The sequence below is a fragment of the Bradyrhizobium sp. 61 genome, from assembly GCF_023073075.1.
GTDB classification, from domain to species: Bacteria; Pseudomonadota; Alphaproteobacteria; order Rhizobiales; family Xanthobacteraceae; genus Bradyrhizobium; species Bradyrhizobium barranii.
Genome location: NZ_JADPIU010000074.1, coordinates 1 through 16245, shown reverse-complemented (window position 1 = coordinate 16245; position 16245 = coordinate 1). Strand labels below are relative to the sequence as shown.

General features: G+C 64.9%; 15 protein-coding genes and 1 pseudogene. 11 read left to right on the top strand and 5 right to left on the bottom strand.

The annotated features are described in order from the left end of the window. Position 1 precedes the first annotated feature (1 nt). Positions 2 to 1145 (bottom strand): annotated as a pseudogene (locus tag IVB46_RS27890) (acyl-CoA dehydrogenase family protein). 127 nt (positions 1146 to 1272) lie between these two features. On the opposite strand from IVB46_RS27890, the gene IVB46_RS27885 reads away from it, so the two are divergent. Further along, positions 1273 to 1950 carry an alpha/beta family hydrolase gene (locus IVB46_RS27885; protein ID WP_247316403.1) on the top strand — a complete coding sequence of 226 codons (678 nt, stop codon included), beginning with the start codon at positions 1273 to 1275 and terminating at the stop codon, positions 1948 to 1950. 3 nt (positions 1951 to 1953) lie between these two features. On the opposite strand, the gene IVB46_RS27880 is transcribed toward IVB46_RS27885, so the two are convergent. After that, entirely contained in the window at positions 1954 to 2928 is a 975-nt protein-coding gene (locus IVB46_RS27880) for a ketopantoate reductase family protein (RefSeq protein ID WP_346016145.1), read from the bottom strand. A gap of 159 nt (positions 2929 to 3087) precedes the next feature. On the opposite strand from IVB46_RS27880, the gene IVB46_RS27875 reads away from it, so the two are divergent. Together IVB46_RS27875 and IVB46_RS27870 are read left to right on the top strand one after the other, a co-directional pair. After that, entirely contained in the window at positions 3088 to 3888 is an 801-nt protein-coding gene (locus tag IVB46_RS27875) for an enoyl-CoA hydratase-related protein (protein ID WP_247343879.1), read from the top strand. A 61-nt stretch (positions 3889 to 3949) separates the two neighbouring features. After that, entirely contained in the window at positions 3950 to 4870 is a 921-nt protein-coding gene (locus tag IVB46_RS27870; RefSeq protein WP_247343876.1) for a TonB family protein, read from the top strand. Positions 4871 to 4893: 23 nt separating this feature from the next. Here the strand turns inward: IVB46_RS27870 and IVB46_RS27865 are convergent, their stop codons facing one another. Then, entirely contained in the window at positions 4894 to 5133 is a 240-nt protein-coding gene (locus tag IVB46_RS27865) for a hypothetical protein (RefSeq protein ID WP_247316399.1), read from the bottom strand. A 199-nt stretch (positions 5134 to 5332) separates the two neighbouring features. Between IVB46_RS27865 and IVB46_RS27860 the strand changes: the two genes are divergently transcribed. Then, positions 5333 to 6322, top strand: coding sequence for a TRAP transporter substrate-binding protein (locus tag IVB46_RS27860; protein WP_247316506.1), 990 nt, complete (start codon positions 5333 to 5335; stop codon positions 6320 to 6322). Positions 6323 to 6339: 17 nt separating this feature from the next. Further along, positions 6340 to 8376, top strand: coding sequence for a HAMP domain-containing methyl-accepting chemotaxis protein (locus IVB46_RS27855; RefSeq protein WP_247316398.1), 2037 nt, complete (start codon positions 6340 to 6342; stop codon positions 8374 to 8376). Between the two features lie 38 nt (positions 8377 to 8414). Here IVB46_RS27855 and IVB46_RS27850 read toward each other — a convergent pair whose 3' ends face one another. Continuing rightward, the gene (locus tag IVB46_RS27850; RefSeq protein ID WP_247316397.1) at positions 8415 to 9299 is read right to left on the bottom strand and encodes a LysR family transcriptional regulator; all 885 of its coding nucleotides are present in this window, start codon (positions 9297 to 9299) and stop codon (positions 8415 to 8417) included. A gap of 110 nt (positions 9300 to 9409) precedes the next feature. On the opposite strand from IVB46_RS27850, the gene IVB46_RS27845 reads away from it, so the two are divergent. The 4 genes from IVB46_RS27845 to IVB46_RS27830 all read left to right on the top strand — a co-directional run bounded on the left by IVB46_RS27845 (position 9410) and on the right by IVB46_RS27830 (position 13587). After that, on the top strand, positions 9410 to 10777 hold the full coding sequence (locus IVB46_RS27845) for an FAD-dependent oxidoreductase (protein ID WP_247316396.1): 1368 nt from the start codon (positions 9410 to 9412) through the stop codon (positions 10775 to 10777). Between the two features lie 45 nt (positions 10778 to 10822). Then, the gene (locus IVB46_RS27840) at positions 10823 to 11827 is read left to right on the top strand and encodes an ABC transporter substrate-binding protein (protein WP_247316394.1); all 1005 of its coding nucleotides are present in this window, start codon (positions 10823 to 10825) and stop codon (positions 11825 to 11827) included. Between the two features lie 175 nt (positions 11828 to 12002). Further along, positions 12003 to 12776, top strand: a complete 774-nt coding sequence (locus tag IVB46_RS27835) for an ABC transporter ATP-binding protein (protein ID WP_071908427.1) — start codon at positions 12003 to 12005, stop codon at positions 12774 to 12776. Continuing rightward, positions 12769 to 13587 carry an ABC transporter permease gene (locus IVB46_RS27830; RefSeq protein ID WP_208089153.1) on the top strand — a complete coding sequence of 273 codons (819 nt, stop codon included), beginning with the start codon at positions 12769 to 12771 and terminating at the stop codon, positions 13585 to 13587. The genes IVB46_RS27835 and IVB46_RS27830 overlap by 8 nt, the downstream gene beginning before the upstream one ends. Before the next feature lie 122 nt (positions 13588 to 13709). On the opposite strand, the gene gtdA is transcribed toward IVB46_RS27830, so the two are convergent. Continuing rightward, complete coding sequence (gene gtdA / locus IVB46_RS27825; RefSeq protein WP_247316392.1) at positions 13710 to 14750, bottom strand: gentisate 1,2-dioxygenase; 1041 nt, start codon at positions 14748 to 14750, stop codon at positions 13710 to 13712. 146 nt (positions 14751 to 14896) lie between these two features. Between gtdA and maiA the strand changes: the two genes are divergently transcribed. Then, the gene (gene maiA, locus IVB46_RS27820) at positions 14897 to 15529 is read left to right on the top strand and encodes a maleylacetoacetate isomerase (protein WP_247316391.1); all 633 of its coding nucleotides are present in this window, start codon (positions 14897 to 14899) and stop codon (positions 15527 to 15529) included. Continuing rightward, a complete protein-coding gene (locus tag IVB46_RS27815) occupies positions 15519 to 16031 on the top strand; it encodes a MarR family transcriptional regulator (RefSeq protein ID WP_247316390.1) in 513 nt (170 codons plus the stop codon). The genes maiA and IVB46_RS27815 overlap by 11 nt, the downstream gene beginning before the upstream one ends. Positions 16032 to 16245 lie beyond the last annotated feature (214 nt).

Below are 16245 nucleotides of genomic sequence, written 5' to 3'. Positions count from 1 at the left end.
GCTACAGCGACCTCGCGATCAGCAGCTTCATGATCTCGTTGGTGCCGCCATAGATCTTCTGGATGCGGGAATCGATGAAGATGCGGGAGATCGGGTATTCCTGCATGTAGCCGTAGCCGCCGAACAGCTGGAGGCATTCGTCGGCGGTCTGGGCCTGCTTGTCCGAGCACCAGTATTTCGCCATCGACGCCGTGACGGTGTCGAGATCCTTGGCGACGAGCCGCTCGATGCACCAGTCGACGAAGACGCGCGCAATCATCGCTTCGGTCTTGCGCTCGGCGAGCGTGAAGGCGGTGTTCTGGAAGTCCATCAGCGGCTTGCCGAACGCCTTCCGCTCCTTGGTGTACTCGGTGGTGAGCTTGACCGCGCGCTCCATCGAGGCGACCGCGCCGACCGCAAGCGCGAGGCGCTCCTGCGGCAATTGCTGCATCAGCTGCACAAAGCCCTGGCCTTCCTCCTTGCCGAGCAGGTTCTCCGGCGGCACCGTGACGTTGTCGAAGAACAGTTCTGACGTGTCGGAGGCATGCAGGCCGATCTTGTCGAGGTTGCGCCCGCTTGTAGCCGTCGGCGCCCGCGGTCTCGACCACGATCAGCGAAATGCCCTTGGCGCCGGCTTCACCCGTGCGTGCCACGACGACGACGAGATCGGCGGCCTGGCCGTTGGTAATAAAAGTCTTCTGGCCGTTGATGACGTAGGAATTGCCCTGCTTCTTGGCGGTGGTCTTGACGGCCTGCAGGTCCGAGCCGGTGCCGGGCTCGGTCATGGCGATGGCACCGACCATCTCGCCGGAAGCCATCTTCGGCAGCCAGCGCTTCCTCTGCTCCTCCGAGCCGTAATTGAGGATGTAGTGCGCGACGATGGCGCTGTGCACGGAGACGCCGGTCGTGAGCTCCGGCACCGTGCTTTCGAGGTCGTCGAGCACGGCGGCGTCATAGGCGAAGGTGGCGCCGAGGCCGCCATATTCCTCCGGCACGCTCGCCAGCAGCGCGCCCATCTCGCCGAGCCCACGCCAGGCGAAGCGGTCGACCATCTTCTGCTCGCGCCATTTCTCGGCATGCGGCGCCAGATCCTTGGCCAGATATTTCCGGAACTGGTCGCGGAAGATTTCGAGCTCTTCGGTCATCCAGGAGGAGCGGTAGGACATGGTCACCTCGGTCAATGCGGCTTTCCGGCTTGGTAGGCTGGTCGGCGGCGGCAATTATTGTGTTTTCAGGCTGCGCCGGTGACGCTACCAAGGCGGCCGGAAAACGCGTCTGTCGGGATGGCTGATTGTGGCGACCAAAACTCAAGAGCTCAAGCTCGACATCGAGCGCATCGGCACGGTCTCCGCGATCTTGGTGCAGCCGGCCAATGCGCGCGCCTGCTACGTCCTCGCGCACGGCGCCGGCGCAGGGATGCGGCATGCATCGATGGACAAGATTGCGGAGGGGCTCGCCGATCGTGGCATCGCAACGTTCCGCTTCAATTTTCCCTACATAGAAAACAAGCAAGGCCGTCCTGACCAGCCGGCGGTCGCCCACGCCACCATCCGCGCGGCAGTCGAGGACGCAGCGCGGCTCTGCCCTGGCTTGAAGCTCGTTGCCGGTGGAAAGTCGTTTGGCGGGCGCATGACCTCGCAGGCGCAGTCCAAGGCGCCGCTGCCTGACGTCAAAGGGCTCGCCTTCCTCGGCTTCCCCCTGCACGCCGACAAAAAGCCGTCGACGGAGCGGGCCGAGCACCTGGCCCATGTCGAGATCCCGATGCTGTTCCTGCAAGGCACGCGCGACGGGCTTGCCGATCTCGGCCTCCTCAAGCCCGTGATCGCGCAGCTCGGCCCGAAGGCGACGCTGCACGAGGTCGCCGGCGGCGATCATTCCTTCGCGGTGCTGAAGAAGTCCGGCCGGACGAATGAAGAGGCCCTCACAGAGGTGCTCGATACGCTCGCGGCCTGGATCGATGAGCTCGTTTAAGGCTCAAGCGGAATAAAGCCCCTTGTCCCGCGCCTTCTGGACCGCGAGCGCGGCGATCAGGTCGAGCGTCGGCGTCGACAGGCCGGCGGTGCGGGCGAAGGCGGCGGGCGCCTTCACCAGCACGTCGATCTCCATGGCGCGGCCGAGCTCGTAATCCTGGAGCAGCGACGGCTTGTGGTTGGGGGCGGGGCCGCTGCGCGTCACGCGCTTGACCTCGGGGATGAAGTGCTGCGCGATGTCGTTGGCCTCGTTCAGCATGCGCGGAATGACCTCGGCAAAGGCCGGGTCGTCACGCACGCCGCGCGCGGTCTGGCCGGTGAGCAGGCACAGCACCGACAGTGACATGTTGGTCAGGAGCTTTGACCAGATCGCCTCGCGGATCTCCGCCACCGGCGGCGATTCCAGCCGTGCGTCGTTGAGAACGCCGCGAAGCCTGGTGATGCGCTCACAGTTGCGGTCGTCGCATTCGCCGATCAGCAGGCGGTTGCGGTCCGGCGTCAGGTTCTGCACCACACCGGGCGCGGTCACCTCGTTGGAGGAGAAGACGACGCCGCCGACGATCCGCTCTTTCGGGATGCATGCGCGCAAGCGCCCGCCGGGGTCGAGGAAGGAAATGTCGGGCGGAGTCGGATGCCGCGGCGGCAGGCCGATGCCGTACCACCAGGGAATACCGTTCTGCGCAAAGACGATCGCGGTGTCGTCCTGGAGCAGCGGTTTTATGCTGGCGACCAGCCCCGTCAGCGCGGTCGCTTTGAGCGTGCTGATCACGACGTCCTGCGGGCCGAGCTGGGCCGCATCGCCGGAGGCGTTCACCTTGGCGGTGACCTCGGAATCGCCGACGCGCAGCTTCAGGCCATTGGCGCGGACCGCCTCCAGATGGGCGCCGCGCATCACGCACGAGACCTCATGGCCGGCGCGGGCCAGCCTGACCGCGATATGGCTGCCGACGGCGCCCGCGCCGAAAATGCAGATGCGCATGGTGTGATGTCCCGTCCCTGATCCCGTGATGTCGCCCGGCAGCAGCATGACACAACCCGCCATGCGATGGACGCGGCCGCCCTACGCCGGAAAGATATGGATCGGGATGAGTTGCCTCAGCCATAGTGGGCGGCAAACAAGATGACCGGAGGATCGCCGATGACTGCCAACCCCGTCCTGTGGACCCTCGATGAGCGTGGGGTTGCGACCGTCACGTTGAACCGGCCTGAAGTGAACAATGCCTATGACGGCGCATTGATCGCAGGCGTGCTCGCCGCCATGGACGATCTCGGCAGGAAGTCCAACCTGCGTGTCGTCGTGCTCCGGGGCAATGGCAAGCATTTCCAGGCCGGCGCCGACCTCAAATGGATCAACGGCGTGCGGCCGCAATCGCCTGAGGCGAACGAGGCGGCGTCGCGGGCGACCTTCGAGGCCGTGCAGCGGCTCAATACCTTGCCAATCCCGACCGTCGCGCTGGTGCAGGGCGGCTGTTTTGGCGGTGGCACCGGCGTGATTGCCGCCTGCGACGTCGTGATCGCGGCGGACGATGCGCTGTTCTCGATCACGGAGGTACGCTGGGGCCTGACCGCCGCCATCATCATCCCGCAGCTTTGCGATGCCATTAGTGTACGGCAAGTCCGCCGCTACGCGCTGACCGGCGAATGCTTCGGCGCCGAAGATGCCCGCCGCATCGGCCTCGTCCACGAGGTCGTCCCACTCGCCGAGCTGGAGGCTGCCGGCGCCAAGGTGGTCGAGCAGCTCCTTGCCAACGGACCGGAGGCGATGGCCGAGACCAAGCGGCTCGCGCTGGAGAGCTCGTTTGGCGGGATGGCGGTGGACGATGCCGCCTACAAGCGGCTGGTGCGCCTGCATTCAGTCAAGCGCCAGAGCGCGGAGGCGGCGGAAGGACTGGCGTCGTTTGCCGAAAAGCGCGCGGGGCGTTGGAGCAACCAAGGGTAGATTTTGCTCCGGCGATGTGCTGGATGGCCACCACTATCGAGAGTGTGGGGGCTGAGAGGTCATGCGTCGGAAGTTCATTCTTGCACTGCCGTTGCTCGTCGCAATCTGGCCCGGTCATGCAAGCTCCGATGACAGCGTCGCCTGCAACGACGAGAAGGTTGCCTCCAACATACGCATCGAGGTCTGCACAAGACTGCTCGATCAGGAGAAGAACAAGGAGAGCCGATCCCGACTGCTGGCCCGCCGCGCCGATGCCTATTTTGACAAGGACGACTTCGCACATGCCTTGACCGATTTCGACGAAGCGATTGCAAGTCATCCGGGGAATGCTGACGCCTTCATGCATCGCGGTTTCCTGCACTGGTACCGTCTCGAAGATGACGCCGCGTTCAAGGATTTCGATGCGGCGCTCCGGCTTGATCCGGCGCCATCGCGCCTGTTGTCCCGGGGGCGGAGATACGTTTTGCTGCGACAGTTCGATGCTGGGATCGCCGACATGACACGGGCGATCAAGCTCGATCCTCGTTCCGGGGGCGCCTATGCGGATCGCGCATGGGCTTACAGCCGGAAAAAGGCATTCGATCTCGCGATCGCGGACTATGACCGGTTGCTCAAGCGTGACCCGAGCGACGGCCGCAGCACGCTGGCGCGTGACAATGTGCGTGCGGCGAAGGGCGCAGGTGTGAAATCCATCGATGAATACGGCCGCATGTTGGTTGCGCGGCTGCAAATCGAAAAGTTCTACCCGCGGCAGGCCGTCAGCGACAGGGTCGAAGGGGTGGCGGAGCTTGCATTCAGCATCACCCGCTGGGGATTGCTCGCGGCGAGCAGCGTGAAAACCAGCTCAGGCTCGGCCATGCTGGATGAGGCGGCGCTCAATACCCTCAGGCAGGCACAACCGTTCCCGCCATTGCCTCCCGGCAGCAGGTCGATCGAGGCCTTCGTGATCTCACTGATCTATCGAAATCAGTCGGAACGTTAGGCGCCTTGAGCTCGGTTGCGAGCTCAGCAGCCGCGGCAGATGTTGTTGATGCTGCGATAGACGGCATCGTCGTCCTGCCGCATCGATTCGAGCGTCTTGCTTTCCGCGCGCGGCTCCGGCTTGCGCTTGGCGGCCAGCGCGGCTTCCTGACGTTGGTAACACGCTTCGCGCTCCGGCTTGGCCTGGATGAACCGGCATTGCGCGACCTCGGCGCGGGCCGGGGCCGTACCGCCCATGATGCCGATCGCGATGGCGGCAGCCACGCATATTCTTGATCCCATCGTCATTCCCTCGAACCACACATTATCCCACAGCAACCCGATACCATCTGCATCGGACCTCCGTTCCAATTCTCGTCGGCGGCGGTTCGAAGCGAATCTCCGTAATTCCGCGGGGCCTTCCTTAAGGGTTCAATCATTCCCCGCCATTAGGGTTACGACAATTGTCACGCCATGGTGTCGAATGCACAGACAAGTTTTGGGACTTTGGAAAGCCGGATCGATCGTCGCCGCGGCGGCGGGGCTGCTGGTTCTGCAACCGGCTGCCGCTTCACCGCGATTGATCTCTCTGGCGTTCAATTCCCAGCTGGGGAGCCCGCAGCAAATCGGGGCCGATGAGTTTCGCCAGAAGCTGGTGGCATCGGCCGGCAAGCGCATCGTGATCGACGAGCGGGCCACCAACGCGCTCGGCAGCGAGAACGCCATCCTGGCGGCGACCCGGGCCGGCTCGGTTGATATGGCGGTGCTGTCGGGGTCTGTGGTCAGTTCTGTCGTCCCCGAACTTGGCGTGTTCGACATTCCCTTCCTGTTCCGCGACACAGCCCACGCGAAGGCCGTGGCGCAAGGTCCGGCCGGCGCGGCGATCGCCACTAAATTCGCCGACAAGGGGCTGACGCTGCTGGCGATCGGCCGACAGGGATTTCGCAACGTCACGAATTCCAAACGGCCGGTTCGCTCGCCCGAGGATATCAAAGGTCTCAGGATTCGCGTCATTCCGAACGAGATCTACCAGATGACGTTCAAGGCGCTCGGCGCCGAAGTGGTCCCGATGGAATTTCCGCTGGTCTACACCGCGCTGAAGGACGGCCGGCTCGATGGGCAGGAAAATCCGGTGCCGACCATCGCCGGCTCCCGGCTCTACGAAGTCCAGAAATACCTCACGCTGACCGGTCACTTCTTCGCGCCGATCGCATTCGTCGCCAACCGTGCCATGTTCGAACAGCTTCCGCCGGCCGATCAGGCCATGCTGATCGCGCTGGCGAAGGAGGGAGCAGAGGCGACCTGGCAGGCGAAGCTCGATGCCGCGTCGCTCGAGCAAGTGCGTAGCGGCGGCATGGACGTCATCGAGACATTCGATCGCCAGCCCTTCGTCGACGCGGTCAAGCCGCTCGATCAGGAATTCGAGAAGCGGTTTGGCAAGGATCTGCTCGCCGCCATCCGCTCCACCCGTTGAAGAATTTCGGATTTGCCATGAAATTATCGCACATGATGTCCCGCGTCGGCGTTCGTCCGCGCGTGTTCGGTGGCTTCGCGCTGGTTCTCAGCTTTCTGGTCCTGCTCGCGGGCTTCGCCATGGTCCAGGTCGAGCGGATCGGCGGAACGGTCAATGAGCTCGTGACCAGCGCTGCCGGCGACGCCGGCATGTCGCAGGCACGGGCCGCGCTTCTGGAGGCGAACTCAGCGGTCGAGAAATTCATCCGAACCTGGAATGTCGGCGACAAGGATGCCGCGGCCAAGGCCATCGACGGCGTCGGCAAACTGGCCGATCAGGTCGACCGGCAGTTCGGCAAGCTGCAAGCGATCGCGGAAGGCATCGGCCCGGTCAAGACCGCGCTGGAAACCTATCGCTCGTCGTTCACCGCGGCAGCGGAGGCGGCGGATCGGCTGCGCGCCGCGACCACGAAGACTGACGCGCAAGGTGCAGCCGCCGGCCTCAATGTCAGCGGCATCCAGGTTGCGCTCGCCAACCGGTCCGAGGACGCGGAACGGCTGGTCAACCCGATGCGCCTGGCCGGCGTCGTTGACGCACTGCGGATCACCGTGATGCGCTATGGCTCCACTTTGTCGACGGGCGATGCCGACGACGCCAAGCAGGCGTTGTCCTATGCCCAGCTGGCGATCGCAGACACCGAGGCTGAGCTGGCGGGGGCGAACGACGCCAAACTGAAGGCACTGGTCGCAGCGCTCAAGACTGCGATCACTGCCGACGCGGCCGCGCTGGACGAGGTCATCAAGGTGGCCGCCGATCTGCGCGCCAGGCAGGCCGAATTGAAGAAGGCCAGTGCGGCAATCGACGACCACGTCAACAAGATCAACGCGAAGCTCGGCACTGTGCGCGCCGAGCAGGGCGACAAGACCGCGGCAGCGGTCGATCAGACCAAGCAGACCGTCATCGCGACCGCGGCCGGCGCACTGCTGCTGGGAGCGGTGCTGGCGTGGTTGATCGGCGCCAGCGTGTCCGGTCCGATTCGCAGCATGACCGACCGGATGCAATCGCTGGCGGCGGGCGAGCTCGATGAGCCGATCCCCGGCGGCGACTCGCGCGACGAAATCGGCCGCATGGCACGCGCCGTCGAGGTGTTCCGCGAAAACGCGCTGGCGGTTCGCCGCATGGAAGGCGAGGCGACGGCACAGCGCGAAGCCAGCGAGGCTGACCGCGCCCGCATGATGTCGGATCTTGCTGGCCGCTTCGAGCAGGGCATGCAGGGAGTCATTTCCGGTGTCGGCGGCCGGGCCGACGACATGGGGCGCAGCGCCGAGGAGTTGGCAAAGGTCGCCGAACGCGGACGCGGGCTCGCCGAAGCGGTCGCGACCCGCGCCGAGCAGGCATCGATGAATGTGCAGACCGTCGCCTCCGCCACCCAGCAACTCGCGGCCTCGATCCGTGAAATCTCGAGCCAGGTGCACCGCTCCGTCGCGGTCTCGAACAGGGCGACCGACGAGACCAACCGCACCTCCGAATTGATGCATGGGCTGTCGGATGCAGCTGAAAAGATCGGCACCATCATTCAGCTGATTCAGGCCATCGCCAGCCAGACCAATTTGCTGGCGCTGAACGCGACCATCGAAGCGGCGCGCGCCGGCGACGCCGGCCGGGGCTTCGCGATCGTCGCCAGCGAGGTCAAGAGTCTCGCCACCCAGACGGCGCAGGCGACCGAGCAGATCGCCAGCCAGATCGCGACGATCCAGAGTGCGACCGGCCAATCGGTTCAGGCGATCAAGCAGTTCGGCTCCACCGTCAAGGAAATGGCCGACATCGCCACCGCGATTGCCGCGGCGGTCGAAGAGCAGGGCGCGGCCACGGGCGAAATCGCGCGCAACGTCGAAGAGGCGGCCAACGGCACCACGGCGGTGACGCAGGAAATCGGTCAGGTGCGCGCCGTGGCGGGCGAGACCGACGCCGGCGCCGAAGCCGCCCTGACGGTCGCAGCCGCCTTGAAGCAGCAGGCGGATTCGATGAGGTCGAACGTCGACGATTTCCTCCACACCATCCGCTCGGCCGCCTGAACGCGGAGAAGCCGGCGACGTCGGGGGCGAACCAGGCCTTACAGCACCGGTAGCAGCGCGCTCTTCAATTCGCGCAAGAGAGCCTGCACCGCGGCGGCGTTGCGCCGCCGCTCGGGGATCGCGGCCTTGACCCACAGCTCGGGAATTGGAAAGTCGCGCAGCACCGGCTTGAGCGTACCGTCGCGCAGGGCATCCGCCACGAGATAATGGGAGATCAGCGCGATGCCGTTGCCGGCCATCGCGCTGCGCGCCAGCACATGGCCCTCGTTGGAGGAGAGCAGCGGGCTGACCTGGACGCTGATGCGCCCGCGCGGGCCGTCAAAGACCCACTCCGGTCCCGTCGGCAGGAAGCTGAGGCAGCGATGGTCGACAAGGTCGCGCGGGTGCTTTGGCGCGCCGTGCTTCTTCAAATAGGCCGGTGAGGCGCAGAGCAGCCGCTTCAGCGGACACAGCGGCTCGTCGACCACACCGCCGAAGGAATGAGGGAAGGCGCCGATGGCGATGTCAAAGCCTTCGGTGACGGGATCGACCGGGCGGTCGATCAGCACGATCTCGAGTTTCAATCGCGGGTTCTGCGTCTGGAAGGCGCTGAAGGCGTCGGCAAGGCGCGCCACGGTGAGCGAGGTCGGCGCCTTGATGCGGAGGTGATCGACGAGATCGTGTCCCTTCTCGCCCATGCGCGAGAGCAGGTCGGTGGCATCGGCGACGACACTGCGGGCGCGATGCACATAGCGCTGGCCGGCCTCCGTCAGGCGCAATTGCCGGGTCGAGCGATGGAACAGCGGCGCGCCGATCCGCGCCTCCAGTTGCGTGACGCGCTTGGCGACGACCGAGGTCGAGACATTGAGTTTGCGTGCGGCGGCAGAGAATCCGGCCGTATCCGCCGTGGCGAGGAAGGCCTGAAGATTTACCAGGATGTCCATGTCGACCTTTCTCGATTCGAGAAAGCTGATCGCGTATTTTGATGGATTGTAGCCCGCCTTGCGTTAATTCATAGTCGGCTTCAAGCAAGAGATTTTGGGAGCGGACGCGCATGCGGGCCATGATGATCGAAGAACCGGCACGCCAAGTGCCGCTCTACGGCGAATATGAAGTCGTCGTTCTCGGCGGCGGCCCTGCCGGCATCGTGGCGGCGGCGTCAGCGGCGCGCGCGGGACGAAAGACGCTGCTGATCGAGCGCTACGGCTTCCTTGGCGGCATGGGCACGGCTGCCGGCGTCACCAATTTCTGCGGCCTGCATGGCAATGTCTACGGCCAGGCCCATCGGCTGGTGCAGGGCATGGCGTCCGATCTGCTGGCGCGGATCGATCATTTGAACGGCCTCAACGCGCCGCATCTGATCCTCGGCAAGGTCTTCGCCCAGGCCTATGACACCGCGGCCTACAAGATCGCGGCCGACGAACTGCTCGCCAGCCACAAGGTGCACATCCTCTTCCATGCGCTCGGTGCCGGCGTCGTGATGGGCGATAACAGCCGCATCGATGCGCTGATGGTCGAGACCAAGGCCGGACGGCAGGCGGTCCGCGCCGAGATCTTCATCGATTGCTCCGGCGACGGCGACCTCGCGGTCTGGGCCGGGGCGCCGTTCGAGGTCGGCGATGAGCACGGCCATCCGATGTACCCCTCGATGATGCTCCGCCTCAACGGCATCGATCCCGAGAAGGCTGGCGATGCCTGGCGGACCATCCCGCAATTGATGGAGAAGGCGATCGCCGCCGGCACCCACACATTCCCGCGCAAGAGCGCGATCGTGCGACCGCAGAAATCAGGCATCGAATGGCGGGTGAATTTCACCCAAGTGGCGCGCGAGGACGGCCATGCCATCAACGGCATCGAGCCCGACGACCTCACCCGCGGCGAGATCGAGGGCCGCAAGCAGGCGCTGGCCGCATTCGAGTTCCTGCGCAGCACCGTGCCGGGCTTCGAAAAGTGCTACATCGTCGATTTGCCGCCGCAGCTCGGCATCCGCGAGACCCGCCGCATCAAGGGCGGCTACCAGCTCAGCGGCGAGGATGTGCTCGGCTGTGCCTCGTTCGCGGATTCGATCGGCGTCAATGGCTGGCCGATCGAGGCCCATGTTCCCGGCGACGTCGTCTTCACGTTCCCGCCAATCCCGGAATCGCGCGGCTATAACGAGCTGCCCTACCGCATGCTGGTGCCCGAGGGCGTCGACAATCTCCTCGTCGCCGGCCGCTGCGCCTCGATGACCCATGAGGGCCAGTCGGCGGCGCGGGTTTCCGGTGCCTGTTTCGTGATGGGGGAGGCCGCCGGTTCCGCCGCGGCGCTCGCGCTCTCAGGAAACCGCATCCCGCGCGACATCCCCATTGAAAAATTGCAGGAAACGTTGAAACAACAGGGCGCCTTCATCGGGCGGGACCAGCCCGTGCCTGAAGGTTTGTGACGGTTGTAACAGAACGACCGAGAGAACGACGACGGAGGACACGGGATGATCGGGATTGCGCGGCTCGCACTGGCTGGCCTGATGGCGATCACAGCGATGGGCACGGCCCGGGCCGAAGACGCGCTGAAGGCCAGGGTCGGCGTGCTCCGCCTGTCGTCGTCCGCGCCCGTCTTCATTGCGCAGGACAAGGGCTATTTCCGCGAGGCCGGTCTCGACGTCGAGCTGAAGTTCTTCGATGCGGCGCAGCCGATCGCGGTCGCGACCACATCGGGCGACGTCGATTTCGGTGTCACCGCCTTCACGGCGGGTCTCTACAATCTCGCCGGCAAAGGCACGCTGAAAGTGATCGGCGGCATGAGCCGCGAGAAGGCCGGTTATCCCCTGATCGGCTATTTCGCCAGCAACAACGCCTATGCCGCCGGGTTGAAGACGCCGAAGGACCTCGCGGGCAAGCGCGTAGCCGTGACGCAGGTTGGCTCGTCCTTTCACTATTCGCTGGGGCTGCTCGCCGACAAATACGGCTTCAAGCTCGCCGACGTGAAGATCGTGCCGCTGCAATCGCTGTCGAACGCGGCGGCCGCCCTGAAGGGCGAAACCGTGGATGCGGCGCTGCTGCCGATCTCCACCGCGCGAAAGCTGATGGACGAGGGCGGCGCGAAGTTTTTGGGTTGGGTTGGCGACGAGACGCCGTGGCAGCTGGGCGCGGTGTTCGCTTCGCCGAAGACGCTGACCAACAAGGTGCTGGTGACGAAATTTCTCGGCGTACTCGCGAAAGCCGATCGCGAATATCACGACGTCATCCTCGCCGCCATGAAGGACGGCGTCGCGCCCATCAACGACAAGACCAAGCCGCTGCTGGAGATCATCGCAAAATACACCAATTTGCCGGTCGAGCAGGTGGTCGGCAATTGCGCCTATATCGATCCCGACGGCAAGCTGGACGTCGAGAACGTCGACAACCAGATCAAATGGCTCCAGGAGCAGGGATTCGCGGACAAGGGCTTTGATGTGAACACGATCATTGCCAAGGATTTTGTGAAGGCGGATTGATGCTGCTGCTCGCGCCTCTTTCACTCCGTCATCCTGAGGTGCTCGCGAAGCGAGCCTCGAAGGATGCACGGCCCGGATGCAGCGGGGCCGCTCATCCTTCGAGGCTCCCATCGCGATGCGTTCGCATCGCAATGCTCGCACCTCAGGATGACGGGTTGAGGGTGGAGGGCTGCTTATGGACCTGATCGCCAACCACATCAGCCATCGCTTCGGTGACCTCGCCGTGCTCGACGACGTTTCCTTCACCGTCAGCGCCGGCGAAGTGGTGGCGATCGTTGGGCCTTCGGGATGTGGCAAAAGCACGCTGCTGTCGATTCTCGGCGGACTGTTGCAGCCGACCTCGGGCGCGCCCGAGCTGCGCGGATCGCCGCCGGCGGACAGCCTCAATCCGCTGACCTTCGTGTTCCAGGATTTCGCGCTGCTGCCCTGGGCGACGGTGGAGGAGAATGTCGAATTCCCGCTGCTGCATACCCAGCTCTCGGCCGTGCAGCGCCGCGCGCTGGTCGACGATGCCTTGCGTCGCACCGGCCTGACCGATTTTCGCACAACCTATCCGAAGCAGCTTTCCGGCGGCATGCGCCAGCGCGTCGGCATTTCGCGCGCGCTTGCGGTCAAGCCCGCTATCCTGCTGATGGACGAGCCGCTCTCGGCGCTGGATTCGCAAACCCGCGAATTGCTGATGGAAGACTTCGTCCGCCTGCTCGCCGATGGCGGCATGGGCGCGGTCTATGTCACCCACAATCTCGAGGAAGCCGCACGGCTCGCCGACCGCATCGTGGTGCTGTCGCGGCGGCCGGGCCGTATTCGCGAAGTCGTGACCGTACCGATGACGCGCACCGAGCGCGGCGAGATCGCTGCGCGTGAAAAGCTGCTGGCGCTTCAGAACCAGATCTGGTCGCTGATCCGCAACGAGGCGATCGACGCCGAGCGCGAGGTCCAGCATGCTTGATCGCGCGGGGATGTCTGCGAAGGACGACACGACGCGGCGCGTCCGCTTTCGCGGCGCCGGCTTCGTGCCCGCCAGCAGCCGCTTCGGCGGCTGGATCGCGCTCGCCCTCGTCATCGCGATCTGGCAGGCGGCCGGCAGCGCCGGGCTCGTCAATCCGCTGTTCCTGCCGGCGCCGGCTGCGATCGCGCGCGCGATCTACGAGCTCGCGATGTCAGGCGCGCTGTGGCAGCATCTGTCGGCCTCGATCCTGCGCATCGGCGTCGGCTGGGTGCTGGGAACGGCGGCCGGAGTCGCGGTCGGCTTCGCCATCGGCCTGTCGCGGCTTGCGCGCAGCGTCGGCATCACCTTCATCTCGGCGCTGTTCCCGATCCCGAAGATCGCACTGCTGCCATTGCTCATTCTCTGGCTCGGCATCGGCGAAGAGCCGAAGATCGCGACCATTGCGCTCGGCGTGTTCTTCTCGACTGCGATCTCGGTCTATAGCGGCGTCGATGCGGTGCCGCGCAACCTCATCCGCATGGCGCAGAGTTTCAACGTTCCCTTCGCCACCATCGTGCGCAAGGTGATCTGGCCCGGCGCGCTGCCCGCCATCCTCGCCGGCTTCCGCATCACCGCGTCCGTCGCACTGCTGCTTGTCGTTAGCGCCGAGATGATCGGCGCCCAATACGGCATCGGCGCCTTTGTGCTTCAGGCCGGCAATCTGATGCAGACGGACCAGCTGCTCGCGGGCGTGGTGATCCTGTCGGTGTTCGGGCTTGTGGTGGGGAAGGTGATTGGCTGGCTGGAGACGCGGCTGTTGCACTGGCGGTAGCCGCAATCAACGCAGCCGTAGGGTGGGCAAAGCGTAAGCGTGCCCACCATCTCTTCATCAGTCGCTGAAATGTGGTGGGCACGGCGCAAGGGCGCCTTTGCCCACCCTACGAAACCGGCGGCTCACGCGTTCCCGCGATCCTCGCGGAACAGATCCAGCTTCTGCTGCACCGGGCGATCCGAGAAGCTGAACAGCACGGCGTCGTCTTCTGCCTCGTGGGTCACCCACTGCCAGCTCGGCACCACGAACAGATCGCGCGGGCCCCATTCGAAAACGGCATCACCAATGCGGCTGCGTCCCTTGCCCTCGATCGGACAGAACACGGTCGCATCGGTCGCGCGATAGCGTGCCGTCTTGAAACCCTTCGGCAGCAACTGGATGAAGGTGCCGATGGTCGGCATTGCGAAATCGCCGGTCTCGGGGTTGCTGAATTTCAGCTTCAATCCGTGGCAGGCGTCCCACTCCTGGCTCGTGCGGGCTTTCTCCAGCGCTTCGCGGGTGTAGGCATAGGGATAGCTGAAGATCGGTGAGGTCTTGGACGATCGCTTCGCGTCGACCGGCAGCAGATTGTGGCCGTAGCGCGCAAAGCTGTCGCCGGCGGGCTTTGTGATCCTCTGCTGGTCTTCCTTGGAGCCTTCCGCAAAAGAGCAGTCGAGGAACTGCACCAGGGGGATGTCGAGACCGTCGAGCCAGAACATCGGCTCACTGGTCTCGTTGGAATGATCGTGCCAGGTCATCGACGGCGTGATGATGAAATCGCCGGGCTCCATCGCGGTGCGCTCGCCGTCGACCGCGGTGTGAGCGCCCTTGCCTTCGAGCACGAAGCGCAGCGCCGACTGGCTGTGGCGGTGTGCGGGCGCGACGTCGCCGGGCACCACCATCTGCACGCCGGCATAGAGCGAGGTCGTGATTTTCGACTGGCCGCGCAGGCCGGGGTTCTCCAGCACCAGCACGCGCCGTTCCGCTTCCTTGGCGGTGATCAGTCGGCCTGCTTCGGTCATGTAGTCGCGGATGACGTCGAATTTCCACAGATGCGGCCGGCAGGCGCTCCTCGGCTCCGGCGTGATCAAATCGCCCATCACCGTCCACAGCGCGGTGAGGTTTTCGCCGTCGATCTTCTTGTAGAACGCCTCGCGTTCCGGCGTCTTGGTCACGGCTTCCATGGTGCGGCTCCCGTTCGTTTTGTTGATTGACAGTATACTGACGATCTAGGTAGCGTCAATGTGATGGACGGCATACAAGGTCGTCGTCATTCCGGGCTCTCGCTTCGCGAGCCCCGGAATGACGGAAAATAAAAGGGAGGGTTCCGATGAAGCTGCACGGCTATTTCCGCTCCAGCGCCGCCTATCGGGTGCGGATCGCGCTGAACCTCAAGGGCCTCGGCGCCCAGCACCTGCCGCATCATCTTCGCAAGGGCGAGCAATGCGCGCCCGCCTATCTCGCCATCAATCCGCAAGGGCTGGTGCCGACGCTGGAGAACGATGCGGGAGCGGTACTGACCCAATCGGTCGCCATCATCGAATGGCTCGACGAGACGCATCCCAATCCGCCGCTGCTGCCGAAGGATCCGCTGCCACGCGCCAAGGTGAGGGCGTTCGCGCTGGCGATCGCCTGCGACACCCACCCGGTGCAGAATTTGAAGGTGCTGGCGCGGCTGCGCGAGCTTGGGCTCGCCGAGGAGAAGGTCCAGGACTGGGCGGCGTGGGTCAACCGCGAGGGGCTGTCGGCCTGCGAGACGCTGATCAAAGACGAGGCGGGGCCGTTCTGCTTCGGCGATGGGCCGACGCTCGCCGATCTCTGCCTGGTGCCGCAGCTCGCCAATGCCCGCCGCTTCGGCGTCGATGTGTCGGCCTATCCGCGGCTGCTGAAGGCGGAGGCTGCGGCAAAGGCACTGCCGGCCTTTGCAAGCGCCGCCCCGGAGAAGCAGCCCGATGCCGAGTAAGCCCGCCCCTCCGATCACGATCGACGCGGTCTATGCCGCGCCGGGCTATCTGTTCCGGCGCATGCAGCAGATCGCAGTCTCGATCTTCATGGAGGAGTGCAAGGCGTTCGATCTCACCCCGGTGCAATACGCCGCACTGATCGCGATCCACACCCATCCCGGCATCGACGCAACGCGGCTGTCGGCGGTGATCGCCTTCGACCGCTCAACCCTTGGAAGCGTGATCGAGCGGCTGCAGGCCAAGGATTTTATCGAGCGCAAGCCGGCACCCGAAGACAAGCGGATCAAGCTGCTCTATCTGACGAAATCAGGCGCCGCGATCCTGCGCGAGATCATCCCCGCCGTCGAGCGCGCCCAGGCGCGCATGCTGGAGCCGCTGAAACCCGCCGACCGCAAGGCGCTGATGGGGCTTTTGGTGCAGCTCGTCGACCTCAACAACGAGGCCTCGCGCGTGCCGCTGCGCGCGGAGGACGCGCTGGAGCATCTGGGGAAGGCGGGGTGAGGGGGGTGCTGCTCTTGCAGCACCAACGGTGTCATTCCCCGCGAAAGCGGGGAATCCAGTACGCCGCGGCTTCTCGGCTCAATCACAACCGCCTCTGGAATACTGGATCGCCCGGTCAAGTGTTCAGCCCGGGGACATGACCGACGGGTGTTCGGGGACATAGCCGACACATCATAGTGCAGGGATTTGGCAGCGTGGGAGGCCAAGTCCATGC

Excerpts from the sequence above, each read along its gene's own strand:
- IVB46_RS27830 (WP_208089153.1), top strand. The coding sequence starts at position 12,769 with ATGCTTGATCGCGCGGGGATGTCTGCGAAGGACGACACGACGCGGCGC.
- IVB46_RS27860 (WP_247316506.1), top strand. The coding sequence starts at position 5,333 with ATGCACAGACAAGTTTTGGGACTTTGGAAAGCCGGATCGATCGTCGCC.
- IVB46_RS27855 (WP_247316398.1), top strand. The coding sequence starts at position 6,340 with ATGAAATTATCGCACATGATGTCCCGCGTCGGCGTTCGTCCGCGCGTG.
- IVB46_RS27880 (WP_346016145.1), bottom strand. The coding sequence starts at position 2,928 with ATGCGCATCTGCATTTTCGGCGCGGGCGCCGTCGGCAGCCATATCGCG.
- IVB46_RS27815 (WP_247316390.1), top strand. The coding sequence starts at position 15,519 with ATGCCGAGTAAGCCCGCCCCTCCGATCACGATCGACGCGGTCTATGCC.
- IVB46_RS27845 (WP_247316396.1), top strand. The coding sequence starts at position 9,410 with ATGCGGGCCATGATGATCGAAGAACCGGCACGCCAAGTGCCGCTCTAC.
- IVB46_RS27875 (WP_247343879.1), top strand. The coding sequence starts at position 3,088 with ATGACTGCCAACCCCGTCCTGTGGACCCTCGATGAGCGTGGGGTTGCG.
- IVB46_RS27835 (WP_071908427.1), top strand. The coding sequence starts at position 12,003 with ATGGACCTGATCGCCAACCACATCAGCCATCGCTTCGGTGACCTCGCC.
- gtdA (WP_247316392.1), bottom strand. The coding sequence starts at position 14,750 with ATGGAAGCCGTGACCAAGACGCCGGAACGCGAGGCGTTCTACAAGAAG.
- IVB46_RS27850 (WP_247316397.1), bottom strand. The coding sequence starts at position 9,299 with ATGGACATCCTGGTAAATCTTCAGGCCTTCCTCGCCACGGCGGATACG.
- maiA (WP_247316391.1), top strand. The coding sequence starts at position 14,897 with ATGAAGCTGCACGGCTATTTCCGCTCCAGCGCCGCCTATCGGGTGCGG.
- IVB46_RS27870 (WP_247343876.1), top strand. The coding sequence starts at position 3,950 with ATGCGTCGGAAGTTCATTCTTGCACTGCCGTTGCTCGTCGCAATCTGG.
- IVB46_RS27840 (WP_247316394.1), top strand. The coding sequence starts at position 10,823 with ATGATCGGGATTGCGCGGCTCGCACTGGCTGGCCTGATGGCGATCACA.